19 protein-coding genes are annotated in these 23,093 nt (G+C 72.0%); 11 read left to right on the forward strand and 8 right to left on the reverse strand.

The features are described 5' to 3' along the window. Positions 1 to 9 precede the first annotated feature (9 nt). Positions 10 to 504 (reverse strand): MarR family winged helix-turn-helix transcriptional regulator, encoded by a 495-nt coding sequence (locus ACF09C_RS17845; protein ID WP_392092359.1) that lies wholly within the window; start codon positions 502 to 504, stop codon positions 10 to 12. 210 nt (positions 505 to 714) lie between these two features. On the opposite strand from ACF09C_RS17845, the gene ACF09C_RS17850 reads away from it, so the two are divergent. Then, entirely contained in the window at positions 715 to 1,542 is an 828-nt protein-coding gene (locus tag ACF09C_RS17850; protein WP_392092360.1) for a lysozyme, read from the forward strand. Between the two features lie 205 nt (positions 1,543 to 1,747). Beyond that, complete coding sequence (locus tag ACF09C_RS17855; protein WP_392092361.1) at positions 1,748 to 2,608, forward strand: lytic polysaccharide monooxygenase; 861 nt, start codon at positions 1,748 to 1,750, stop codon at positions 2,606 to 2,608. Between the two features lie 41 nt (positions 2,609 to 2,649). On the opposite strand, the gene ACF09C_RS17860 is transcribed toward ACF09C_RS17855, so the two are convergent. The 3 genes from ACF09C_RS17860 to lon all read right to left on the reverse strand — a co-directional run bounded on the left by ACF09C_RS17860 (position 2,650) and on the right by lon (position 6,117). Beyond that, complete coding sequence (locus tag ACF09C_RS17860; RefSeq protein WP_392092362.1) at positions 2,650 to 3,279, reverse strand: DUF5701 family protein; 630 nt, start codon at positions 3,277 to 3,279, stop codon at positions 2,650 to 2,652. A 24-nt stretch (positions 3,280 to 3,303) separates the two neighbouring features. Further along, positions 3,304 to 3,588, reverse strand: a complete 285-nt coding sequence (locus tag ACF09C_RS17865) for a hypothetical protein (RefSeq protein WP_392092363.1) — start codon at positions 3,586 to 3,588, stop codon at positions 3,304 to 3,306. Between the two features lie 111 nt (positions 3,589 to 3,699). Beyond that, complete coding sequence (gene lon / locus ACF09C_RS17870) at positions 3,700 to 6,117, reverse strand: endopeptidase La (RefSeq protein WP_392092364.1); 2,418 nt, start codon at positions 6,115 to 6,117, stop codon at positions 3,700 to 3,702. A 131-nt stretch (positions 6,118 to 6,248) separates the two neighbouring features. Here lon and ACF09C_RS17875 point away from each other — a divergent pair, with 131 nt between their 5' ends. From ACF09C_RS17875 to ACF09C_RS17890, 4 genes are all read left to right on the forward strand, one after another. Continuing rightward, positions 6,249 to 6,884 (forward strand): GNAT family N-acetyltransferase, encoded by a 636-nt coding sequence (locus tag ACF09C_RS17875; protein WP_392092365.1) that lies wholly within the window; start codon positions 6,249 to 6,251, stop codon positions 6,882 to 6,884. Between the two features lie 448 nt (positions 6,885 to 7,332). Next, positions 7,333 to 7,935, forward strand: a complete 603-nt coding sequence (locus ACF09C_RS17880) for an RNA polymerase sigma factor (protein ID WP_392092366.1) — start codon at positions 7,333 to 7,335, stop codon at positions 7,933 to 7,935. A gap of 76 nt (positions 7,936 to 8,011) precedes the next feature. Then, a complete protein-coding gene (locus tag ACF09C_RS17885; protein WP_392092367.1) occupies positions 8,012 to 8,242 on the forward strand; it encodes a zf-HC2 domain-containing protein in 231 nt (76 codons plus the stop codon). Between the two features lie 16 nt (positions 8,243 to 8,258). Continuing rightward, positions 8,259 to 8,837 carry a hypothetical protein gene (locus ACF09C_RS17890; protein WP_392092368.1) on the forward strand — a complete coding sequence of 193 codons (579 nt, stop codon included), beginning with the start codon at positions 8,259 to 8,261 and terminating at the stop codon, positions 8,835 to 8,837. Positions 8,838 to 8,839: 2 nt separating this feature from the next. Here the strand turns inward: ACF09C_RS17890 and ACF09C_RS17895 are convergent, their stop codons facing one another. Beyond that, complete coding sequence (locus ACF09C_RS17895; protein ID WP_392092369.1) at positions 8,840 to 9,439, reverse strand: TetR/AcrR family transcriptional regulator; 600 nt, start codon at positions 9,437 to 9,439, stop codon at positions 8,840 to 8,842. Between the two features lie 238 nt (positions 9,440 to 9,677). Here ACF09C_RS17895 and ACF09C_RS17900 point away from each other — a divergent pair, with 238 nt between their 5' ends. The 5 genes from ACF09C_RS17900 to ACF09C_RS17920 all read left to right on the forward strand — a co-directional run bounded on the left by ACF09C_RS17900 (position 9,678) and on the right by ACF09C_RS17920 (position 18,258). Continuing rightward, positions 9,678 to 11,441 carry a glycoside hydrolase family 3 protein gene (locus tag ACF09C_RS17900; RefSeq protein WP_392092370.1) on the forward strand — a complete coding sequence of 588 codons (1,764 nt, stop codon included), beginning with the start codon at positions 9,678 to 9,680 and terminating at the stop codon, positions 11,439 to 11,441. Positions 11,442 to 11,608: 167 nt separating this feature from the next. Continuing rightward, on the forward strand, positions 11,609 to 12,283 hold the full coding sequence (locus ACF09C_RS17905) for a spermidine synthase (RefSeq protein ID WP_392092371.1): 675 nt from the start codon (positions 11,609 to 11,611) through the stop codon (positions 12,281 to 12,283). 59 nt (positions 12,284 to 12,342) lie between these two features. Then, positions 12,343 to 13,080, forward strand: coding sequence for a response regulator transcription factor (locus tag ACF09C_RS17910; RefSeq protein WP_362422256.1), 738 nt, complete (start codon positions 12,343 to 12,345; stop codon positions 13,078 to 13,080). Next, complete coding sequence (locus ACF09C_RS17915; protein ID WP_392092372.1) at positions 13,077 to 14,174, forward strand: ATP-binding protein; 1,098 nt, start codon at positions 13,077 to 13,079, stop codon at positions 14,172 to 14,174. The genes ACF09C_RS17910 and ACF09C_RS17915 overlap by 4 nt, the downstream gene beginning before the upstream one ends. 280 nt (positions 14,175 to 14,454) lie before the next feature. After that, on the forward strand, positions 14,455 to 18,258 hold the full coding sequence (locus ACF09C_RS17920) for a multifunctional oxoglutarate decarboxylase/oxoglutarate dehydrogenase thiamine pyrophosphate-binding subunit/dihydrolipoyllysine-residue succinyltransferase subunit (protein WP_392092373.1): 3,804 nt from the start codon (positions 14,455 to 14,457) through the stop codon (positions 18,256 to 18,258). A 70-nt stretch (positions 18,259 to 18,328) separates the two neighbouring features. On the opposite strand, the gene fxsT is transcribed toward ACF09C_RS17920, so the two are convergent. The 3 genes from fxsT to ACF09C_RS17935 form a co-directional block, all read right to left on the reverse strand. Beyond that, the gene (fxsT, locus tag ACF09C_RS17925; RefSeq protein WP_392092374.1) at positions 18,329 to 21,358 is read right to left on the reverse strand and encodes an FxSxx-COOH system tetratricopeptide repeat protein; all 3,030 of its coding nucleotides are present in this window, start codon (positions 21,356 to 21,358) and stop codon (positions 18,329 to 18,331) included. Between the two features lie 58 nt (positions 21,359 to 21,416). Beyond that, a complete protein-coding gene (locus ACF09C_RS17930; protein ID WP_392092375.1) occupies positions 21,417 to 22,694 on the reverse strand; it encodes an aKG-HExxH-type peptide beta-hydroxylase in 1,278 nt (425 codons plus the stop codon). 72 nt (positions 22,695 to 22,766) lie between these two features. Next, positions 22,767 to 22,970, reverse strand: a complete 204-nt coding sequence (locus tag ACF09C_RS17935) for a hypothetical protein (protein WP_362422241.1) — start codon at positions 22,968 to 22,970, stop codon at positions 22,767 to 22,769. Between the last annotated feature and the right edge of the window lie 123 nt (positions 22,971 to 23,093).

Below are 23,093 nucleotides of genomic sequence, written 5' to 3' on the forward strand. Positions count from 1 at the left end.
GGGGCTGACTCAGCTCTCCGCCCGCGCGTTCAGCTGGTGGAGCAGCCGGGCCAGTTCGGCGACCTCGGCGCGGTCCCAGTCGGCGAGCTTGCGGACGTACCGCCCGCGCCGGGCGTCCCGTACCCGCCGGAAGCGGCGCCGTCCCTCCTCCGTGAGCCGGACGAGCGAGGCGCGCCCGTCGGCGGGGTCGGGGTCGCGGGCGACGAGTCCGAGGTCCTCCAGGACGCGCAGCTGACGGCTCATGGTCGCCTTGCCGACGCCGAAGTAGCCGGCGAGTTCGGTGGCCCGCTGGGGGCCGGCGTCGTCGAGCCGGACGAAGAGCCCGTACGCCGAGGACTCCAGCTCCGGGTGGACCTCGCGGGCCATCTCGCCGGACTGGGCCCGGGCTCGGCGCAGAAAGACCGCCAACTCCCTTTCCAGGGCGAGGAATTCCTGGTCCACACCACTCCCCCCGGTCGCCCCGCCGGTCGGTTCGGCGTCACTCCCCGTACCGCTTCCGTGCACGTCAGCACCCCTCGCGCGCTTTCCGGTCGCTGAAAGTTTCTTTCGGCCGCGGCCATCGCCGCAGCTCTCTCAGTATTTCGCAGGCGTAGACCAACGGCGGCACCCGGGCCCTCTTCCGCCGGGCGGGTCTACGTGCGTAGCGTCATTGGTGACATGTCCACACCAGGACTGTCCGACTCGCTCCCCCACCGAGCCTTTCGGAGGCACGCAATGCCCGTGCACAGATCCGGAAAGACCCTCGCCGGCGCCGCGCTCGCGGCCCTGGCCCTGCTCCTGCCCCTCACCCTCGCCGGCCCGGCCGGCGCCGCCGACTCCGGCGCCGAGGCCGTCCCGCCGCGCGGCTCCGCGCACATGGGCATGGGCGTCCTCGCACACGACGGCTCGGCCGGTACACCGGGTTCACCCCGTGCCGTCCAGACCGAGGGCGTGGACGTCTCCAGCCACCAGGGGAACGTGGCCTGGTCGACGCTGTGGAACAGCGGGGTGAAGTGGGCCTACGTCAAGGCGACGGAAGGCACCTACTACAAGAACCCCTACTTCGCGCAGCAGTACAACGGCTCCTACAACGTGGGCATGATCCGCGGCGCGTACCACTTCGCGACCCCGGACACGACGACGGGCGCGGCCCAGGCCGACTACTTCGTGAACAACGGCGGCGGCTGGTCGAAGGACGGCAGGACACTGCCGGGCGCGCTGGACATCGAGTGGAACCCGTACGGGGCGACCTGCTACGGCAAGTCGCAGTCGGCGATGGTCGCGTGGATCCGCGACTTCCTCAACCGCTACAAGGCGCGGACGGGCCGCGACGCGGTGATCTACACGGCGACGAGCTGGTGGACCCAGTGCACCGGCAACTACGCGGGCTTCGGCTCGACCAACCCGCTCTGGGTCGCGCGGTACGCGTCGGCGGTCGGCGAACTCCCGGCGGGCTGGCCGTACTACACGATGTGGCAGTACACCTCGACCGGCCCGACGGTCGGCGACCACAACCGCTTCAACGGGGACCTCTCGCGGGTGCAGGCGCTGGCCAACGGCTGACGGAGCCTCCCCAGGGACACGGCGGTCTTCCGGGCGCTCGGCGGCGCGCCCGGAGGACCGCTTCCGTCTTTCTGCCCCCACCCCCTTGCCCATTGGTATGGACCAATGCGAACCTCGGACGGGCGCGCACGGCCCTCCCCAACTCCCGTGCGCGATCCGCTCATTGCTCGTCCCGTCCTCCCCCACGCACGAGAGAGAGCCCCGCATGCCGCCGATCCGCCGCACCGCCGCCGCAGCCGCCACCCTGTCCGCCGCCGCCCTGATCCCGCTGACCCCGTCCACCGCCGCCGCGCACGGCGCGGTGTTCAACCCGGTGAGCCGGGTGGCGGCCTGTTACGCGGAGGGCCCGGAGACGCCGAAGTCGCAGGTGTGCAAGGACCTGGTCGCCGACTCCGGCACCCAGCCGCTGTACGACTGGAACGAGGTCAATATCGCCAACGCCGACGGGCAGCACCAGGTGGTGATCCCGGACGGCAAGCTCTGCTCGGCCAACCGCGCGAAGTACCGGGCGCTCGACTGGGCCCGGACGGACTGGCCGTCGACGGCCGTCGCCGCCGGCTCCTTCGACTTCAAGGTCCGGGTGACCGCACCGCACCAGGGCACGATGACGGTCTACATCACCAAGCAGGGCTTCGACCCGACCCAGCCGCTGAAGTGGTCGGACCTGGACGCGACCCCGGTGGCGACCTACGCCACCACCCGGACCGCGACGGACGGCCACTACAACTTCACCGGCAACCTGCCCGCCCGTACCGGCCGCCACATCGTCTACAAGGTCTGGCAGCGCAGCGACAGCCCGGAGGCGTTCTACAGCTGCTCGGACGTCACCTTCGGCGGTGCGGCGACGGCGGCGTCGGCCCCCAGCGAGGCGAAGATCGCCGCGGGCGCCGACCGCTCCACCGTGAGCCACGCGGGCCACGGCGGCGACGAGCACGCCCCGGCGCTCTCCTCCGACACCGCCGGCACCGCCCCGTCCAGCCCGCTGCCCCTGGCCCTCGGCGGCGCGGCGGCCCTCACGGCCTTCGGCGCGGGCAGCCTGCTCCTGACGCGCCGCCGGAACGGGTAGGGCCTACGAGCACCGCTAGGCCCTGATCCGCCGGACAGGCCCTAGACGCTGCGCCCCGTGGTCGAGCCGAAGCCCAGCCAGGTGTGGCGGTTGCCCCACCAGCACCAGCCGACCTTCGGGGCGTCGCGTCGCGCGCGCCCGTCGCGCCCGGTGCCGTTGCTGATCCAGATGGCGGGGGTACGGGCGTCCAGGGTGCCGTTCGCCTTGCGGAGCCGGGAGCCGATCGTCATGAAGCAGCGGTTGCGCTCCAGGGCGGCCGGCTCCTGGAGCACCCAGTGGATGCCCTCGCTGAGCAGCAGCGGGGTGCGGTCCTCCTTGGTGAGCGCGGGCAGCGCCTCCTCCGGGCTCCAGTTGGACATGTGGTCGCCGCGGTCGACTCCGGCGACCAGGTAGAGCGGCGCGTCGGGCACGTCCACGCCGGAGGGCGCGAAGTCGTCGACGTCGGGCATGTCGACCACGACGAAGCCCTCCTTGCCCTCCCTGCGCAGCAGCGGCGCGAGCGCGGAGGCGGGCGCCCGGTCGGGGTGGACGGCGAGCAGCACGTCGGTGCGCTCGCCCCCGGCCTCCCGCGCGAAGGCGCGCAGTTCGTCGGCGGTCAGCCCGGCCCGCTCGTGCACACCGAGCGCGACGAGACGCTCGGCCTGGGCGTCGAGGGAAGGCAGCAGGGGCATGTCGGGTCCTCCGTGGGTGAGGGTCTACTGGTCCGCGGGGTGGGGCACGAAGCGGCTGAGGCGGCGCACGGTCGGCTGCTCCCCGCGCCCGCAGAACGTGTCCACCCGCAGCGAGGACTCGTCGAGTCGCGGCTCCGACGACCGCAGCCGGTGCAGGTGGGCGCGGAACTCCGCCTCGTCCTCGGTCTCGAGGACCACGTCCCAGCCGCCCGCTTCGGGCGCGAACCGCTCGGCGGTGCGCCGCGCCTCGTCCCGCCGTACGCGAGCCGACTTCCGCTTCGCCAACGTCCCCCCTGCGTTCGTGATCATGATACGGACGTGGCTCCCGCCGTGCGGCCCCTTTTCAGGGTCGTGCCACGCGCGGGAACGGGGCGCCCCCACGAAAAAGGGACGCCCCGCTCCACACCGGCACCTACCGGTTCACGCCGCCGCGCTCACCGTCACCGCCGCCGGCGCGAGCGCGATCTCCAGGACCTGGCGGACGTCCGTCACCGGGTGGACCTCCAGCTTCTCCAGGATCTCGGCCGGGACGTCGTCCAGGTCGGCCTCGTTCCGCTTCGGGATCACGACGGTCGTGATGCCCGCCCGGTGCGCCGCGAGCAGCTTCTGCTTCAGGCCGCCGATCGGCAGGACCCGCCCGGTCAGCGAGACCTCACCGGTCATCGCCACGTCCGTCCGGACCAGCCTGCCGGAGAGCAGCGAGGCGAGCGCCGTCGTCATCGTGATGCCCGCGCTCGGACCGTCCTTCGGGACCGCGCCCGCCGGGAAGTGGATGTGCACGCCCCGGTCCTTCAGACCGGTCACGGGCAGCTCCAGCTCCGCGCCGTGCGACCGCAGGAAGGAGAGCGCGATCTGCGCGGACTCCTTCATCACGTCGCCCAGCTGGCCGGTCAGGGTCAGCCCCGCCGCGCCCGTCTCCGGGTCGGCGAGCGACGCCTCCACGAAGAGGACGTCACCGCCCGCGCCCGTGACGGCCAGTCCGGTCGCCACGCCGGGGACGGACGTCCGGCGCTCGGCCGGGTCCTGCGCGGACTCCGGGATGTGGTGCGGCCGCCCGATCAGCCCGCGCAGATCGTCCACGCCGACCGTGAACGGCAGCTCCCGGTCGCCCAGTTCGTGCTGGGCCGCGACCTTCCGCAGCAGCCGCGCGATGGACCGCTCCAGGTTCCGTACGCCCGCCTCCCGGGTGTACTCCCCCGCGAGCTTCCGCAGCGACGCGTCCTCCAGGACCACCTCGCCGGGCTCCAGGCCCGCGCGCTCCAGCTGCCTCGGCAGCAGGTGGTCGCGGGCGATGACGACCTTCTCGTCCTCCGTGTACCCGTCGAGCCTGACCAGCTCCATCCGGTCGAGCAGCGCCTCCGGGATGGCCTCCAGGACGTTCGCCGTCGCCAGGAACACCACGTCGGAGAGGTCGAGTTCGACCTCCAGGTAGTGGTCGCGGAAGGTGTGGTTCTGCGCCGGGTCGAGGACCTCCAGGAGCGCGGCAGCCGGGTCGCCCCGGTAGTCGGAGCCGACCTTGTCGATCTCGTCGAGCAGGACCACCGGGTTCATCGACCCGGCCTCCTTGATCGCGCGTACGATCCGGCCCGGCAGCGCGCCGACGTACGTACGCCGGTGGCCGCGGATCTCCGCCTCGTCCCGCACGCCGCCGAGCGCGACCCGGACGAACTTCCGCCCCATCGCGTGCGCGACGGACTCGCCCAGCGAGGTCTTGCCGACTCCGGGCGGACCGACCAGGGCCAGGACCGCGCCGCCGCGCCGGCCGCCGACCACGCCGAGCCCGCGCTCGGCGCGCCGCTTGCGCACGGCCAGGAACTCGGTGATCCGCTCCTTCACGTCCTCCAGGCCCGCGTGCTCGGCGTCGAGGACGGCCTTGGCGCCCTGGATGTCGTACTGGGTCGCGTCGTCATCGGTTCGCTCGTTCCACGGCAGTTCGAGGACGGTGTCGAGCCAGGTGCGGATCCAGGAGCCCTCAGGGGACTGGTCGCTGGACCGCTCCAGCTTCTCGACCTCCTTGAGGGCCGCCTCGCGCACGTTCTCGGGCAGGTCGGCGGCCTCGACGCGGGCCCGGTAGTCGTCGGACTCGTCGCCGTCCGTCTCGCCGTTGAGGTCGCGCAGCTCCTTGCGTACGGCGTCCAGCTGGCGCCGCAGCAGGAACTCGCGCTGCTGCTTGTCGACGCCCTCCTGGACGTCCTTCGCGATGGACTCGGCCACGTCCTGCTCGGCGAGGTGCTCACGGAGCTGGGCGGTGGCGAGCTTGAGGCGGGCGACCGGGTCGGCCGTCTCCAGGAGTTCGACCTTCTGCTCGACGGTGAGGAAGGGCGAGTAGCCGGAGTTGTCGGCGAGCGCGGAGACGCCGTCGATCTGCTGGACGCGGTCCACGACCTGCCAGGCGCCACGCTTGCGCAGCCAGCTGGTGGCGAGCGCCTTGTACTCCTTGACCAGTTCGGTCACGGAGCCGGGCAGCGGGTCGGGAACGGTCTCCTCGACGACGCTGCCCTCGACCCAGAGGGCGGCGCCGGGGCCGGTCGTACCCGCGCCGATCTTCACGCGGCCGAGGGCCCGGATGAGGGCACCCGGGTCGCCGTCGGACAGCCGGCCGACCTGCTCGACGGTGCCGAGCACACCGGTCGCCGCGTACGTGCCGTCGACCCGGGGCACCAGGAGCACCTTGGGCTTCCCGGTGCCGCTCCCGGGGCGGGCAGCGGCCTGGGCGGCCTCGACCGCGGCGCGTACGTCGTTGTCGGACAGGTCCAGCGGCACCACCATTCCGGGCAGCACGACCTCGTCGTCGAGCGGCAGCACAGGCAGAGTGAGCGGTGAGGACGTCGAAACCATGATCTCCCCTTCGGCAGTCAAGTTGAGCTATGTGGACTCAATGCGCACGGGCTGTCGGATGTTCCCCGGGGACTGTTCGCTCTGAGCGATCACTCTGGCGCGGGGCGGAGCGACGGACTTGTAATACCTCCATGGATACTGCGGCTATTACTTCAGCCTGGGTGGCGGGCTGGACCGTCTCGCGGGGCACCGCCCCCGCCGTCGTCGAGCCCTGGGGCTGGCGGATCGACGTCGGCCTGCCGACGCATGTCTGCCGGCACGTCCTGCCGGCACCGGACGCCGTCTCCGTGGGCAAGCTCTGCGCCGAGATCGACGTGCCGGGCGCGTGGCTGAAGATCATGGCCGGACCGGAGGAGTCGGCCCAGTGGATCACCCCGGGCTGGACCGTCCCGGACGACCCCGGCTACATGATGAGCAAGACCCTGGACCCGGGCGCCCGCCCGCCGGCGCCGGAGGGGTACGCGCGGACGACGGAGACCAGGGACGGGGTGATCCGGGTCCGGATCGTCGCCCCGGACGGCACGCTCGCCGCGCGCGGCCAGATGGCGCCGACCGGGGTGACGGCGGTCGCCGACCAGATCGAGACCCACCCCGACCACCGCCGCAGGGGCCTCGGCGCCAACGTGATGCGCACGCTGGAGGCCGCGGCCGCCCAGACCGGCGCGACCACGGGCGTCCTCTCGGCCACCCGCGACGGCCTGGCGCTCTACGACAGCCTGGACTGGCGCTACGAGTGCCCGCTGACGGGGATCGTGCGGGAGGCGTAGGCCGGGGGGACAGGTCACCGGGCGCGTTGTGCGCCCCCACGTGCGCCGGTGCTCCCCCTACGAGCGGGGAAAAGATGCACGGAATGGCAACCTCCGTACCCCTTGCCCACGTTCAGAGGTCGTGACGACGAGCTTTCCCGGGTGCGAGCAGTGCCCCGAAGACGGAGCCGGCCCGGGAGCGGCCCCCGGAGCCGACTCTCCGACCGACGCCCAGACGGGCGGGGGTCCGGGCCCGACGGGCGAGGGTCCGGGCCCGACGGTCGGGCGACCAGGCCCGACGGTCGGGCGACCGGATCCGGCCGGCTTCCCGGTTCCGGCAGACGACCCGGGCCGAGTCGGTGGCCCAGGTCCGGCCGGAGGTCCGGGCCCCGTCGGCGGCCCGGGCCCGCTCCCCGGTCCGGGCGCCGCCGGCACGGACGACACGGGCGACCCGGGTGACCCGGGCGACGTGCACCTCGTGCGTGCGGTCGCCGGGGGCGACAAGGACGCGTTGTCCCGGCTCTTCGCCCGGCACGCGGGCCCGCTCTTCGCCCATCTCCTCAACCGCGGCTTTCCCGCCCAGACCGTCGAGGACGCCGTTCAGGAGACCTTCCTGACGGTGTGGAAGAGCGCGTCCGGCTTCCACGAGGGCAGCGTCCCCGCCTGGCTGCGGCGGATAGCCCACTGCCGCGCCGTCGACCTCGAACGGGCCGCCGGACGGCAGCGCGCCCTCGCCGACCGCGCCCGCGAGCACACCCCCGCCTCGGCCGGCACGGCTCCCTCCGCCGAGGACTGCCTGCTCGCCTCCTCGCCCCGCTACGCGGCGATAGCCTTCGCGCTCGCCGGGCTGCCCGCCCCGCAGCGCGAGGTCATCGAACTGCGCTACCTCCAGCACTACAGCGTCCGCGAGACCGCCGAGCGCCTCGCCGTCCCCGAGGGCACGGTCAAGGCCCGCGCCGCCCGGGGCTGCGCCCGGCTGCGCGAGTGGATCGTGGCCCAGCACGAGGCCGAGTCCTCGCCCGCCGAAGGAGGTGCCGGTGACCGCGACCGGGTCCCCCGCCCCCGCCCGTGACCCCCGCCCGGCGCCCCCCACGCCCGCCGGCACCGCATCGCCCGCCCCCACCTCCGGTACCGAAGGCAGCCCTCGCATGGCCGAGCTCTCTCCCCCCACCACAGCCGCCCCCACCCGGCACCTCCCCCCGCACTGGGTGGACGCGTACGCCCGCGGGGAGCTCTCCCCCGAACTCCTCGGCCACGCGGAGGCGCATCTCGAACGGTGTCGGCCCTGCGTCGACGCCGTCGACCTGGCGGTACGCGGCGGACCGCACGGCCCCCGCCTCGCCGCCCTGCACACAGCCCTGGTCAACCGGATCGGGTGAGGGCATGCTCGGGACCATGGTGCGCAGGAGAACGGTGCGGGTCACGTCGTCGGCGCTGGTGCTCGTGCTGGTGCCGGTGCTCACGGTGGCCGGCTGCGGTGACCAGGACACCCCGGCGAAGCCGGTCGTGACCCAGGAATCGGTGGCGCCCACCAGCGTGCCCACCACCGCGGCCGCCCCCACGACCGTCCCCGCCCCACCGGTCCCCACCGGCACGGACGGCACCGTGCGGAACGACCACGAGCCGGGCCCCCGCGAGGTCCTCGTCGAGGTGAACGTCAACGGCGGCCTGGCCGGTGTCCGCAACCAGCTGATCGTCCACTACGACGGCACCTACACCACCCGGTCCGGCACGCAGTCCCCGCGCTCCGGCCGCATGACCGCCGCCGAAGTGGCCGAGCTGCGCGCGGCCTTGGAGGACCCGGCGTACGCGAAGGTGCCGACGCGCCCGACGGGACAGCCCGTGGCCGACGGCTTCCAGTACGTCTTCACGCACCGCTACCGCGTCGTGGTCGCCGGCGAGGGCGAACGCCCGCCCGCCCTCCAGCGCGTCTTCGAGGCCCTCCCCGACGGCGGCCCGCCGACCGGCCCCTGAGTTCAGGCGGTCGGCAGACCCTCGCCCGTCGCCGACAGGTCCCTCAACTGGCGGTCCAGGAAGGCCCGTACCCGCGCGGGCATGTCCATCGCCCCCGGGTCGAGGGCCCATTGGAGCTGGAGGCCGTCCATGACGGCGAGCTGCTCCTGGCCGGCAGCCCGGCAGTCGACGCCCTCGCGCAGTTCCCCGCGCCGTACCGCCGCCTCCATCAGCCCGACGATGTGGCTCAGGACGCGCTCGTACCGCTCCTTGAAGTAGTCGTGCGCGGGGTGGCCCACGTTGCCAGACTCCCCCGCCAGGACGTTGAACATCCGCACGATGCCGGGGCGCCGGGTGTTCTCCTCGACGAGGGTGACGACGGTCTCCAGATACGCGGCGTACGAGTCCGGCTCGTGGGCGAAGAGGCGCTCGACGTCGTGCCGCTCGCTCTGCGCGAGGACCGAGAGCAGGAGGTCCTCCTTGCCGCGGAAGTGGTGCAGCAGCCCGCCCTGGGTGATGCCGCAGTCGTTGGCGATCCGGGCGAGCGAGGAGGCGTGGAAGCCCCACCGCCCGAAGTGTTCGACGGCGGTGTCGAGGATCTTCCGGCGGCGCTCGTCCCCCACCGCATAGCTGCCCCTGCCTGCGCTTTTGCGAGGCGTTCGACCCTTGTTCTCCGGCATGGCGCCCAGCTTAGGCGGTGCCCGAAATGAGGCTTTCGTCCTGTGATTCAGGACACAGGAAGAAAACCTAGCACCTACTCGGTTTTCGCACTTAGCCTGAGGCCGCCAAGGCCGACGAAGCGGTGCGTGCTCGGCGCCCTCGCCGTCCAGTTCATCCGCTCGGTCACGTAGGAGACCCGCCATGCCCACGCACCCGGACCCGCTCCCGTACCAGGACGCCACCCGCCCCGTCGACGAGCGCGTCGAGGACCTGCTCGCCCGGATGACCCTGGAGGAGAAGGCCGGCCAGCTCTTCCACTCCATGCTGATGATGAACGCGGACGGCACGCCGGTGACCGAGACCGACGGCTCGATGCTGCCGTACACCGCCCCGGAGCTGATCGAGGGCCGCCACCTCACCCACTTCAACCTGCTCGGCACCTACGGCGCCCGCGAGATGGCCCGCTGGCACAACGCGGTCCAGGAGATGGCCGCGAGCACGCGGCTGGGCATCCCGGTCTCGCTCTCCACCGACCCGCGCCACGCCTTCACCGACAACGTCGGCGCCTCCTTCAACGCCGGCGCCTTCTCCGCCTGGCCCGAGGCACTGGGGCTCGCCGCGATCGCCGACCCGGAGCTGGTCTTCCGTTTCGCCGACACCGTTCGCCGCGAGTACCTCTCCGTCGGCTTCCGTACGGCCCTCCACCCGCAGATCGACCTCGCCACCGAGCCGCGCTGGGCCCGGCAGTCCGGCACCTTCGGCTCGGACGCCAAGCTGACCGGTGAGCTGGTCCAGGCGTACGTCCGCGGCCTCCAGGGCGAGGAGCTCGGCCCGGACTCGGTGGCGGCCATGGTCAAGCACTTCCCCGGCGGCGGCCCGCAGAAGGACGGCGAGGACCCGCACTTCCCGCACGGCAAGGAGCAGATCTACCCGGGCGGCATGCGGGAGCACCACCTGGAGCCCTTCAAGGCCGCCATCGCCGCCGGCTGCTCGCAGATGATGCCCTACTACGGCCAGCCGATCGGCACCGACTGGGAGGCGGTCGGCTTCGGCTTCAACAAGGGCGTGGTGACCGGACTGCTCCGGGAGGAGCTCGGCTTCCAGGGGATCGTCTGCACCGACTGGGGGCTGCTGACGGACTCGGTGATCTTCGGCGAGCCGCACGAGGCGCGCGCGTGGGGCGTGGAGCATCTGAGCGTCGCCGAGCGGACGGCGAAGTCGCTGGACGCGGGCGCGGACCAGTTCGGCGGCGAGCAGTGCCCCGAGGTGATCGTGGAGCTGGTCGAGTCCGGCCGGATCTCCGAGGAGCGCGTCGACGCCTCCGTACGGCGGCTGCTGCGGGAGAAGTTCGTGCTCGGGCTCTTCGACGAGCGCCGGTACGTCGACCCGGAGGAGGCGGCCGAGACGGTCGGCCGCGCCGACTTCAAGGCGGCGGGCGCGGCGGCCCAGCGCCGCTCGCTGACCGTCCTCACCGACGGCCCGCTGCCGCTGACCGGCCGTCCGAGGCTGTACGTCGAGAACGTCGACCCGGCCGTGGCGGCGGCGTACGGGAACGTCGTGGCGGATCCGGCCGGGGCGGACCTGGCGGTCCTGCGGCTGCGCACCCCGTACGAGGAGCGGCCCAACCGCTTCGAGGCCTTCTTCCACTCCGGCTCGCTCGCCTTCCCCGAGCCCGAGCTGTCCCGGATCCTGGCGCTGCTCGCGGCGGTCCCGACGGTCGTCTGCGTCAACCTGGAGCGGCCGGCCGTCCTGCCGGAGATCGCCGAGCACGCGGCGGCGCTGATCGCGGACTACGGGGCGAGCGACGAGGCACTGCTGGACGTGGCCTTCGGCCGGGCGAAGGCGGAGGGGAAGCTTCCGTTCGAGCTGCCCCGCTCGATGGCGGCGGTGGAGGCGGCCCGCCCGGACGTCCCGAACGACACGGTGGATCCGGTCTTCCCGCACGGCCACGGGCTGACCGTCTGAGACCGGCGCCAGGGGATTGGATCCGATGTATTGGATCTTGGATCCAATACATCGGATCCACCATCCAATCCTGCGCCGCGCCCCCCGAATCCCGTTTGTCCCGGCCCTCCCCGCCCCGCGAGGATGGCCGGGACAGCCGTCCACCGAGACCGGGAGTGTGCGCGTACATGTCCAGCCCCGTCACCCTCGACCGCCGCCAGGGCCCGTTCGGAGAGGTCGTGCTCCGCCGCCGGGACGAGCACTTCGAGATCATCGCCAACGGCACGTTCCTGATGGACACCTCCGACGGGCGTTCGGAGCGGCTGCTCGTCGACGCGGCGTACCTCGCGCTCGACCCGCCGCCCGGCGGCCCGCTCCCCTCGGTCCTCATCGGCGGCCTCGGCGTCGGCTTCTCCCTCGCCCACGCGGCCGCGGATCCCCGCTGGGGCCGGATCGCGGTGGTCGAGCGCGAGCAGGCGATCATCGACTGGCACCGCACAGGACCGCTCTCCGCGATCTCGGGCCCGGCGCTCGCGGATCCACGGAACGTGATCCTGCACACGGACCTCGTCGCGTACGTCCACGACTCCTCGGACACGTACGACGCGCTCTGCCTCGACATCGACAACGGACCCGACTGGACCGTCACCGAGGACAACCAAAACCTTTACTCCGCCGAGGGGTTGGCGGCCTGCGCGAGGCGTCTGAACCCCGGCGGGATCCTGGCCGTCTGGTCGGCCCGACCGTCCGCCGATTTCGAAGCGTCCTTGCGGAATGCCGGATTCAGCGGGGTACGGACGGAAGAGATCCAGGTTGCCCGGGGCGTCCCTGACGTGGTGCACCTCGGCGTCCGGCCTGGATAGCCGGGACGCCGCCCGTGCCTCTAGGCTGCTGGCCGACACCAGCGATGCGAGGCGGGGCAATGGAGCAGACACACACCACTCACCACGGTGCGGCGGCCACTCCGGGTGCGCAGCGGCGGGTGCTGGTCGTCGAGGACGACACGACGATCGTGGATGCGATCGCCGCCCGGCTGCGCGCGGAGGGATTCCTCGTCCAGACCGCCACGGACGGACCGGCCGCGGTCGACGCGGCCGAGGCCTGGCAGCCCGACCTGATGGTCCTCGACGTGATGCTGCCCGGTTTCGACGGCCTGGAGGTCTGCCGCCGCGTCCAGGCGCAGCGCCCGGTGCCGGTCCTGATGCTGACCGCGCGGGACGACGAGACGGACATGCTGGTCGGGCTCGGCGTCGGCGCCGACGACTACATGACCAAGCCGTTCTCCATGCGTGAGCTGGCCGCCCGCGTGCACGTCCTGCTGCGCCGGGTGGAGCGGGCCGCGCTGGCGGCCGTCACCCCGCGGAGCGGGATCCTGCGCCTGGGCGAGCTGGAGATCGACCACGCGCAGCGGCGGGTCCGGGTCCGCAACGACGACGTGCACCTGACGCCGACCGAGTTCGACCTGCTGGTCTGCCTGGCGAACACCCCGCGCGCGGTGCTCTCCCGCGAGCAGCTGCTCGCCGAGGTCTGGGACTGGGCGGACGCCTCCGGTACGCGGACGGTGGACAGCCACATCAAGGCCCTGCGCCGGAAGATCGGGGCGGAGCGGATCCGTACGGTCCATGGCGTCGGGTACGCGCTGGAGACGCCGGCGTCATGAGCCGCCGGGGGCAGCGCCCCGAGCGCCCGAGAAGGCGCCGGATCGTGATCTCGATCAAGACCAAGCTGGGCACGCTGGTCGTCGGGGCGGTCCTGCTGACCTCGGGGCTCGCGCTGGTGGCGATCCGGACCTCCACGGAGTTCCGCTACATCACGATCTTCGCGATGATCGCGACGCTCTTGATCACCCAATTCGTGGCGCAGTCCCTGACGGCGCCGCTCGACGAGATGAACACGGTGGCCGGATCGATCTCGCGCGGGGACTTCAGCCGACGGGTGCGCGGCGCGGACCGCCGCGACGAGCTGGGCGACCTGGCCTCGACGATCAATCGCATGGCGGACGACCTGGAGTCCGTCGACCGGCACCGCAAGGAGCTGGTCGCCAACGTCTCGCACGAGCTGCGCACGCCCATCGCGGCGCTCCGCGCGGTCCTGGAGAACGTCGTCGACGGGGTCTCGGAGGCCGACCCGGAGACCATGCGGACGGCCCTGAAGCAGACCGAGCGGCTCGGCCGGCTGGTGGAGACCCTGCTCGACCTGTCACGTCTTGACAACGGTGTCGTCACGCTCAAGGCACGCCGCTTCGAGGTCTGGCCGTACTTGTCGGGTGTGCTCCGGGAGGCCAATCTCGCCGCGTCCCAGCGCGGCCTGTCCTCCACGTCCGGCCTGCACAACCGTACGGACGTCCATCTGCACCTCGACGTCTCGCCGCCCGAGCTGACCGCCCACGCGGACGCGGAGCGGCTGCACCAGGTGATGGCGAACCTGATCGACAACGCGGTGAAGCACTCGCCGCCGCACGGCCGGGTGACCGTACGGGCGCGGCGCGGGGACTGGCCGGACTCGCTGGCCCTGGAGGTCGAGGACGAAGGCCCGGGCATCCCCGAGGCGCTGCGGCACACGGTCTTCGAGCGGTTCAACCGTGGACAGGTGCCGGCTCAGTCCGGTCCCGGCAGCGACGGCGGTACGGGACTGGGGCTCGCGATCGCCCGCTGGGCGGTGGATCTGCACGGCGGCGAGATCGGCGTGGCCGAATCGTCACGTGGCTGCCGAATCCAGGTCACTCTTCCGGGCAGCGTTCCGGCGCGAGGTTGACGTAGGGTCGAACGGGAAGCACGTCTTCTGCGTGGTCTTTTACAGGACACGATCAGGACGTGGTCAGGGATGCATGCTCCAGGGGCCGCACCCCGGCTGTCTCGTACCCGCGAGAGGGCAGAACCACGCTTGTTTCCCGCCAATCCCTGCCCTGAAACGCCGCGTCAAGTGTGACTTGCGCGACGTTGGTAGTGCCCGGCCTGCACCTCTCGGCCAGGGAGGCGTAGCCTTTATTTCCGCTGTCCATCACCTTGTGAAGCGGAAGAGGGCGGTTACCGCCGTGTCGTCTCAGTCCCCCAGTACCCCGAGTACCTCCACCGGCCAGGACGGGCAGGGTCAGAACCCTGCTGCCGCCTTCGGCGCCAATGAGTGGCTCGTCGACGAGATCTACCAGCAGTACCTCCAGGACCCGAATTCAGTCGATCGTGCCTGGTGGGACTTCTTCGCCGACTACAAGCCCGGTGCCACGGAGACCCCGGCCTCCGCGCCGCAGGTGAGCCCCGCACAGGCCGCACCTGCCGCGCCCGCCGCCACTCCGGCCCCGGCCCCGGCCCCGGTCAAGGCCGCCCCCGCCGCCGCCCCGGCCCCGGTCAAGGCCGCCCCCGCCGCCGCCCCGGCTCCGGTCCAGGCCGCCCCCGCCGCCGCCCCGGCTCCGGTCAAGGCCGCTCCCGCCGCCGCCAAGGCCCCCGCCGCTCCCGCGGCCGAGGCGCCCGCCGGCCCCGAGCTGGTCACGCTGCGCGGCCCCGCCGCCGCCGTCGCGAAGAACATGAACGCCTCGCTGGAGGTGCCGACGGCCACGTCCGTCCGCGCCGTCCCGGTGAAGCTGCTCTTCGACAACCGGATCGTGATCAACAACCACCTGAAGCGCGCCCGGGGCGGGAAGATCTCCTTCACGCACCTCATCGGCTACGCGATGGTGCAGGCGATCAAGGCCATGCCGTCGATGAACTACTCCTTCGCGGAGAAGGACGGCAAGCCGACCCTGGTCAAGCCGGACCACGTGAACTTCGGCCTCGCGATCGACCTGGTGAAGCCGAACGGCGACCGCCAGCTCGTCGTCGCGGGCATCAAGAAGGCCGAGACGCTGAACTTCTTCGAGTTCTGGCAGGCCTACGAGGACATCGTCAAGCGTGCCCGCGTCGGCAAGCTGACGATGGAGGACTTCACCGGCGTCACGGTCTCCCTGACCAACCCCGGCGGCCTCGGCACGGTCCACTCGGTCCCCCGCCTGATGCCCGGACAGTCGGTCATCATGGGCGTCGGCTCGATGGACTACCCGGCCGAGTTCCAGGGCACCTCCCAGGACACCCTGAACAAGCTGGGCATCTCCAAGGTCATGACGCTGACCTCGACGTACGACCACCGCGTCATCCAGGGCGCCGCCTCCGGCGAGTTCCTGCGCGTCGTCGCGAACTACCTCCTCGGCGAGGAGGGCTTCTACGACGACATCTTCAAGGCCCTGCGCATCCCCTACGAGCCGGTCCGCTGGCTCAAGGACATCGACGCCTCGCACGACGACGACGTCACCAAGGCCGCGCGCGTCTTCGAGCTGATCCACTCCTACCGGGTCCGCGGCCACGTCATGGCCGACACCGACCCGCTGGAGTACCGCCAGCGCAAGCACCCCGACCTGGACATCACCGAGCACGGACTGACGCTCTGGGACCTGGAGCGCGAGTTCGCGGTCGGTGGGTTCGCGGGCAAGTCGATGATGAAGCTCCGCGACATCCTCGGCGTGCTGCGCGACTCGTACTGCCGCACCACCGGCGTCGAGTTCATGCACATCCAGGACCCGAAGCAGCGCAAGTGGATCCAGGACCGCGTCGAGCGCTCGCACTCCAAGCCGGAGCGCGAGGAGCAGCTGCGGATCCTGCGCCGCCTGAACGCGGCGGAGGCCTTCGAGACCTTCCTGCAGACCAAGTACGTCGGTCAGAAGCGGTTCTCCCTGGAGGGCGGCGAGTCCGTCATCCCGCTGCTCGACGCGGTCATCGACTCCGCCGCCGAGTCCCGCCTGGACGAGGTCGTCATCGGCATGGCCCACCGCGGCCGGCTGAACGTCCTGGCGAACATCGTGGGCAAGTCGTACGCGCAGATCTTCCGCGAGTTCGAGGGCAACCTCGACCCGAAGTCGATGCACGGCTCCGGCGACGTGAAGTACCACCTGGGCGCCGAGGGCACCTTCACCGGCCTGGACGGCGAGCAGATCAAGGTCTCGCTCACCGCCAACCCCTCGCACCTGGAGGCGGTCGACCCGGTCCTCGAGGGTGTCGTCCGCGCCAAGCAGGACGTCATCAACAAGGGCGGCACGGACTTCACCGTCCTGCCCGTCGCCCTGCACGGCGACGCGGCCTTCGCGGGCCAGGGTGTCGTCGCCGAGACGCTGAACATGTCGCAGCTGCGCGGCTACCGCACCGGCGGCACGGTCCACATCGTCATCAACAACCAGGTCGGCTTCACGGCGGCTCCCGAGTCGTCGCGCTCCTCCATGTACGCCACGGACGTGGCCCGCATGATCGAGGCGCCGATCTTCCACGTGAACGGCGACGACCCGGAGGCCGTGGTCCGCGTCGCGCGGCTCGCCTTCGAGTTCCGCCAGACGTTCAACAAGGACGTCGTGATCGACCTCATCTGCTACCGCCGCCGCGGTCACAACGAGGGCGACAACCCGCAGTTCACCAACCCGCAGATGTACAACCTGATCGACAAGAAGCGTTCGGTGCGCAAGCTGTACACCGAGTCTCTGATCGGTCGCGGCGACATCACCCTGGAAGAGGCCGAGCAGGCGCTCCAGGACTTCCAGGGCCAGCTGGAGAAGGTCTTCGCGGAGGTCCGCGAGGCCACCTCCGCCCCGGCCCCGACGCACATCCCGGACGCCCAGCCGGAGTTCCCCGTCGCCGTCACCACCGCGGTCTCCCAGGAGGTCGTGAAGCGGATCGCCGAGTCGCAGGTGAACATCCCGGAGCGGATCACGGTCCACCCGCGTCTGATGCCGCAGATGCAGCGCCGTGCGGCCTCCATCGACGACGGCACGATCGACTGGGGCTTCGGCGAGACCCTCGCCATCGGCTCGCTGCTGATGGAGGGCACCCCGGTCCGGCTGTCCGGCCAGGACTCCCGCCGCGGCACCTTCGGTCAGCGCCACGCGGTCCTGGTGGACCAGGAGACCGGCGAGGACTACACCCCGCTGCTCTACCTGAACCCCGACGACCAGGCCCACTACAACGTCTACGACTCGCTGCTCAGCGAGTACGCGGCGATGGGCTTCGAGTACGGCTACTCGCTGGCCCGCCCGGACGCCCTGGTCATCTGGGAGGCCCAGTTCGGTGACTTCGTCAACGGCGCGCAGACCGTCGTCGACGAGTTCATCTCCTCGGCCGAGCAGAAGTGGGGCCAGACCTCCGGCGTCACGCTGCTCCTGCCGCACGGCTACGAGGGCCAGGGCCCGGACCACTCGTCCGCGCGCCCGGAGCGCTTCCTGCAGATGTGCGCGCAGGACAACATGACGGTCGCGATGCCGACCCTGCCGTCGAACTACTTCCACCTGCTGCGCTGGCAGGTCCACAACCCGCACCACAAGCCGCTGATCGTCTTCACCCCGAAGTCGATGCTGCGTCTGAAGGCGGCGGCGTCGAAGGCGGAGGAGTTCACCACCGGCGGCTTCCGCCCGGTGATCGGCGACGAGACGGTCAACCCGGCCGACGTCCGCAAGGTCGTCTTCTGCGCCGGCAAGGTCTACTACGACCTGGAGGCCGAGCGTCAGAAGCGCGGCGTCACGGACACCGCGATCATCCGTCTGGAGCGCCTGTACCCGCTGCCGGGTGCCGAGCTGCAGGCCGAGATCGCCAAGTACCCGAACGCCGAGAAGTACCTGTGGGCCCAGGAGGAGCCGGCGAACCAGGGTGCCTGGCCGTTCATCGCGCTCAACCTGATCGACCACCTGGACCTGGCGGTCGGCGCCGACATCCCGCACGGCGAGCGCCTGCGCCGGATCTCGCGCCCGCACTCCTCGTCCCCGGCGGTCGGCTCGGCCAAGCGCCACCAGGCCGAGCAGCAGCAGCTGGTCAACGAGGTCTTCGACGCCTGACCCGCTGTACGGACACGCTCAGAGGCCCGGCTCCCCGAGAGGGGGGCCGGGCCTCCGGCGTTCCGTGGGACTATCCGAGGTTGGCCTCGAAGTCCCAGTAGGGGCGGTTGCGCTGGCGTGCGGAGAGGGTGTGCGGGTGCTGGGCGCCCAGGGTCCGGGTGAGGGTCAGCAGGGCGTCCTCCTCCAGCTTCCCGGCCTCCTCGACCTCGCGCAGACCACGCAGGTCGGTGGCGAGGGCGACCTGGCTGGAGAGGGTGAGGGGGTGTTCGTTGCCGAGCACGTGCCGGGCCCGGCGGAGGGTGTCGCGGCTGAGCTCGGCGGCGTCGGCCACCCGACCGTTGAAGTTGCGGGCGGCGGCGGTGTTGAGCGCGCAGCCGAGGACCCAGGGGTGGTCGGATCCCACCGAGGAGGTGAGCCCGGCGAGCGCGGCCTCCAGGATGGCCAGCGCGTTGGCCCGTTCGCCGGAGGCCTGCATGACGAGCGCGGTGTTCGCGAGGACTCCCGTGGCGACGGCGTGGGCGGGGCCCAGGAGCGACCGGTAGCCGGCTTCGGCCTCGGTGACCAGTTCCCTCGCCTGGTCGAGGTCGCCGTGCTCGCGCAGGTAGTTGGCGTAGTTGTTGATGGCGGCGAGGGTGATGTAGTGCCCGCGCCCGTGCACCTGCTCCAGTTGTTCGAGCAGGGCGGCCATGGTGGCTCCGAGGTCCTGCTGGAAGCCGCCCTCCCGGCGTCGGCACAGGGCCAGCTGGGTGCGGGCGAACAGGGTCTGCAGGTGCTGGGGGCCGAGGACCTGGACGTGCACCCGGACGTTGGCCTCCTGGCGGGCGAGCGCCTCGCGGTACTGGCCAAGCAGCCGGAGGTCGTGGGCGAGGGCGTTGCTGGTGCTGAGCGTGTGGGCGTGGCGGCTGCCCAGGACGCGCTCGCAGCGGACCAGCGACTCTGCGTCGAGTTCCTGGGCCTCCCGGTACCTGCCGAGCGACCGGAGCACGACGCCGAGGTTGTGGCGGGCGACCAGGGTGGAGAACTCGGTCTCGCCGAGGAGTCGTTGCGCTTCGCCGAGCACCTGACGCTGGAGCTGCTCCGCCTCCTGGTACTGGCCGAGGAATCTCAGGTCGCTGGCGATGGCGCTGCCGGAGAGGAGTGAGCCGTGCTCGTTCCTGGGCTCGGAGGCGTTCAGCCGCTCGCGCTGGGCGAGGTCGAGGTCGTAGGCCTCGCGGAAGCGACCGAACGAGCGCAGGACGTTTCCCTGCTGTGTGGTCAGGTCCAGCATGGGCTGGTCCAGCGGGTCCATGAAGGTGGACCAGGCGTCCCGGATCTGTTCGGCGAGCTGGGCACCGGCGCGGAACTCGCCGCTGCGGTAGCAGTAGCGGAGGCAGTTGAGGACGGCGGTCTGCACGCGCGGGTTGCGGCTGGAGAGCGCGCCGGACGGGGTGATGTGCGGCAGGAGTTCGGCGTACCGGGGCCAGTGCCGGCTGTCCAGCGGGTTGCCGGGGTCGGCCTCGGCGAGGAGGGTGCGGACGGCCTTGCGGTGGGCCTCGCGGTGTTCGCCGTCGGTGAGCCGGGCGACGATGTCGTGGACGAGCCGGTGCATGTGCACGGACTCCTGGTGCGGGGCCATCTCGGCGTTGTTGGCGGCCGGGCCGCGGGTCTCGCGGGTGAGCACCGAGTAGTTGACGAGGGTGTCCAGTGCGCGGGTCCAGGCGGGCAGATCGGTCGCCATCCAGCGCAGGTCCTCGGGCAGGTCGGCCTGGGGGTAGGCGCGGACGAGTCCGAGGGGGATGCGGCCGGGGGCGAAGGACGCGCACAGGCTGAGCACGTCGATGGCCTGCGGCTGGGAGCGTCGGAGCCGGTTGATCAGTATCGACCAGGAGGTGAGCGAGGCGTTGGGGTATCCGTCGCCGAGCGCGGCGTCCTCGACCGTGGAGAGCCGTCCGTCGCGCACCATGCGCAGGTACTCGGGGACCTCCATGCCGGACTCGCCGAGCCAGGCCGCGGCCTGGACGAGCGGCAGGGGTACGTCGCCGAACTCGGCGGCGACCTCGTCGGCCTGAGGCGCGGTGATGTGGGAGGCGCGGCGCATCAGATAGGCGGTGGACTCGGCGCGGTCGAAGCTGGGGATCTCCAGGACGTCGGTGTAGTCGCCCCAGCCGCGGTTGCGGGAGGTGATCAGCACGTGTCCCGGCCCTTGGGGCAGCATGACCTGGGCGCCGTCGGTGTCGTCCCAGCCGTCGAAGATGACGAGCCAGCGGGAGTGCGGGTCGCCGCGGCGCAGGGCCTCCCGTACGGCGCGGATCCGCTCGCCGGGGTCGTTGCCGGTGGGCAGGCGCAGTTCGGCGGCGAGTTCGCCGAAGCGGTCGCGCTGGATGTTCCGGTCGTCGGAGTTGACCCACCAGATGACGTCGTAGTCGGGGCTGAAGCGGTGGGCGTACTCGGCGGCGATCTGGGTCTTGCCGATGCCCGACATGCCGAGCAGGGTGCAGGCCGCGTTGCCGCGCTCGGCGTCCATCAGCCGTTCCTGGAGTTCGGCGAGGAGGTCGTCCCGTCCGGTGAATCTCGGGTTGCGGCGCGGGATCTCGCCCCAGATCTCGGGTGGGGTGTCGGGGTAGCGCACGGAGACGCCGGGCGGGACGCGGCGACCGCCGGAGCGACGGGGCCCGATGCCGAGACGGCTGAGGAGACGGGCTTCCGCCTCCTCCTCGCCGACGCCCCAGAGGCTGACGGGTTCGAGGACGGCGGTGGCCGGAAGCAGCGGCCGGTTGGTGAGGTTGACGGCGGCGAAGCGGTCGGCCCGGGAGGCGACGAAGCCGCGCAGGACGTCGTTCCACTCGCCGGCGGGCCGGGGCCCGAGCTGGAAGAACCAGTCGTTGAGCACCAGCAGGACCTGGCCGCGGGCGAGCAGCAGGTCGCTGAGGGAGTCCTCCAAGGGAACCTCGCGCGGCGGGTCCCAGCGCTGCAGCGTCGCACGGACCCCGTGCGCTTCGAGGCGCTGGTTGATCCAGGTCGCCCACGGCCGGTGGTAGCCGGGGAAGACCACCAGGACGTGCTCGGGGGCGACCCCGCCGCCGTCGTCCGCCGCGCTGCCGCCCGACCGCTGTTCCGCCATCTGTACGTCTCCCGTCCCGCTCACGCGCAACGCAGTGTCATGTGCCCTGGGCACAGTGTTACCCAGCTGCCCGGGGGGCGGCGCCGAGGCTCGCGTGATGCCGCCTCATTTGCTGGGCGAACTCCCGCCCCTCACTGGTCAGTTCATCGGATTCAAGCAGGATCGCCAGCGCCTCGCCCACCTGATCGTGGATATGGTCGAACTGTTGCCCGGCACTCGACCGCCAGGGCCGGGGCACCGCATGCGCGGTCGCGGCGCGCCGCCACAGATCGGTCAGCGCCAGATGGGCATAGGCGCCCTGGAGCACTCCGCTGATGGGCCGGGCGTCGGGGCGCCAGCCGACCCGGTGCACGGCGGCCCTGCCCTGCCGGTACAGCGGGACGAGTTCGTGCAGGGTGGCGAGCTTGCTGTGATGGAGTTCGTGGACGAGCGTCTCGGCCATGTCCTGCGCACCGGCCGGTACGGAGGTCAGGACGGCGCCCGGAGCCGAACGCAGCGTGGCCCCCAGCGATCGGTGACCGTGCGGCGCCAGGGGAACGACGGCCCGCAGCGCGCGCCGTACCTCGGCGGCCCGGCCGGGGTCGGTACGCGCGAGCAGGGCGTGCCCGGCACGCCAGCGTGCGAGCCAGACGTCGGGGTCGGTTTCGCCGCGTGCGGCGGCGGTACGGGGTGGGACGCCCACTCCGCCGGGCGGTACCCGATAGGGGTCGACGTCGTCGAGGCGGGCGCCCGAGTCGGGGAGCGTGGCCAGGCCCTGCCAGTCCTGGCCCCGTCCGACGAGGGTGCCGCTGCGCCGATCGGTGAGCAGGAGGACGGTGGGCGCCGTGGCCGTGGAGTCCTCGGAGTGGATCCGTGCGACGCGTGAGGCGGCCTTGATCCGGACGCGCCCCGACCGCGCCGCCTGCCGGCCGACGCCGGGCAGCGACAGGAAGCCGTCGGGCGCTTCGACGGCGAGGTCGAGTGGCCGGTCGGCGCGGAGGGCGGCGGTGACGGCGAGGCTCTCCAGCCGGCCGAGGTGGCCGTCGAGGGCCGACCCCGCGGGCGCGACGAGAGTGGCGGCCAGCCACGCGCCCGTCATGGGGTAGTCGAGCACCTCACGGACGACGGCGGGATGGCTGCCCTCGACCCGCTCCAGCAGGTGCCAGGACTGCGCGAAGCGACGGAACACTGCGGCGTCGATCGCCTCGCGGTCCCGCTGGACGCGGACCAGGAGGGCCTTGAGAAGCAGCAGGCGTCGTGCGTGCAGGGCGGAGCGCAGCAGGGCCCCGTCGGCCTGGGCGGGGCGGGTGCGGGCCAGTTCCGCGATGGCCCCGGCAGGCAGCGGCGCGAAGTTCATTTCCGCCTCCTTCGGCGGCCCCCCGGCCATCGCGGGGATCCGGCCGGAAACAGACGGTCGTCGTGGTGCGGCTCAGGCGGCCTTGTCTCCCGCACCCTCGCACCACGCGTCGGCGAGTTCCGGAGTGCGCAGCAGCACCCGCTCGACGGCGGCGGCGAGTTCGGGATCGTCCATGCCACGCAGGGTCTGCAGGTCCACAGCGGCGAGATCGGGCAGGTGCGCGGACCGGCCGTTGTCGCGCTCGACACCGGTCGCCCACTCCTTGTGCTCCGACACCCTCGGCTCCTCCCCACCGACGCCTGTCCCCCACGGTCGTAGCGGCGGAGCGGTTCTTCCCGACGCCAGGAAGACGGAAACCCGTTCGACTCAACTGCGCCCATGTGCGCCCCCGTTATTCAG

Origin of the sequence: Streptomyces sp. NPDC014870 (assembly GCF_043081505.1) — a bacterium.
Classification (GTDB): domain Bacteria; phylum Actinomycetota; class Actinomycetes; order Streptomycetales; family Streptomycetaceae; genus Streptomyces.

What these genes read in the sequence shown, in the direction of transcription:
- ACF09C_RS17875 (WP_392092365.1), top strand. Translation starts at nt 6,249, where the DNA reads ATGGATACTGCGGCTATTACTTCAGCCTGGGTGGCGGGCTGGACCGTC.
- fxsT (WP_392092374.1), bottom strand. Translation starts at nt 21,358, where the DNA reads ATGGCGGAACAGCGGTCGGGCGGCAGCGCGGCGGACGACGGCGGCGGG.
- ACF09C_RS17885 (WP_392092367.1), top strand. Translation starts at nt 8,012, where the DNA reads ATGGCCGAGCTCTCTCCCCCCACCACAGCCGCCCCCACCCGGCACCTC.
- ACF09C_RS17930 (WP_392092375.1), bottom strand. Translation starts at nt 22,694, where the DNA reads ATGAACTTCGCGCCGCTGCCTGCCGGGGCCATCGCGGAACTGGCCCGC.
- ACF09C_RS17900 (WP_392092370.1), top strand. Translation starts at nt 9,678, where the DNA reads ATGCCCACGCACCCGGACCCGCTCCCGTACCAGGACGCCACCCGCCCC.
- ACF09C_RS17850 (WP_392092360.1), top strand. Translation starts at nt 715, where the DNA reads ATGCCCGTGCACAGATCCGGAAAGACCCTCGCCGGCGCCGCGCTCGCG.
- ACF09C_RS17890 (WP_392092368.1), top strand. Translation starts at nt 8,259, where the DNA reads ATGGTGCGCAGGAGAACGGTGCGGGTCACGTCGTCGGCGCTGGTGCTC.
- ACF09C_RS17860 (WP_392092362.1), bottom strand. Translation starts at nt 3,279, where the DNA reads ATGCCCCTGCTGCCTTCCCTCGACGCCCAGGCCGAGCGTCTCGTCGCG.
- ACF09C_RS17905 (WP_392092371.1), top strand. Translation starts at nt 11,609, where the DNA reads ATGTCCAGCCCCGTCACCCTCGACCGCCGCCAGGGCCCGTTCGGAGAG.
- ACF09C_RS17855 (WP_392092361.1), top strand. Translation starts at nt 1,748, where the DNA reads ATGCCGCCGATCCGCCGCACCGCCGCCGCAGCCGCCACCCTGTCCGCC.
- lon (WP_392092364.1), bottom strand. Translation starts at nt 6,117, where the DNA reads ATGGTTTCGACGTCCTCACCGCTCACTCTGCCTGTGCTGCCGCTCGAC.
- ACF09C_RS17915 (WP_392092372.1), top strand. Translation starts at nt 13,077, where the DNA reads ATGAGCCGCCGGGGGCAGCGCCCCGAGCGCCCGAGAAGGCGCCGGATC.
- ACF09C_RS17910 (WP_362422256.1), top strand. Translation starts at nt 12,343, where the DNA reads ATGGAGCAGACACACACCACTCACCACGGTGCGGCGGCCACTCCGGGT.
- ACF09C_RS17865 (WP_392092363.1), bottom strand. Translation starts at nt 3,588, where the DNA reads ATGATCACGAACGCAGGGGGGACGTTGGCGAAGCGGAAGTCGGCTCGC.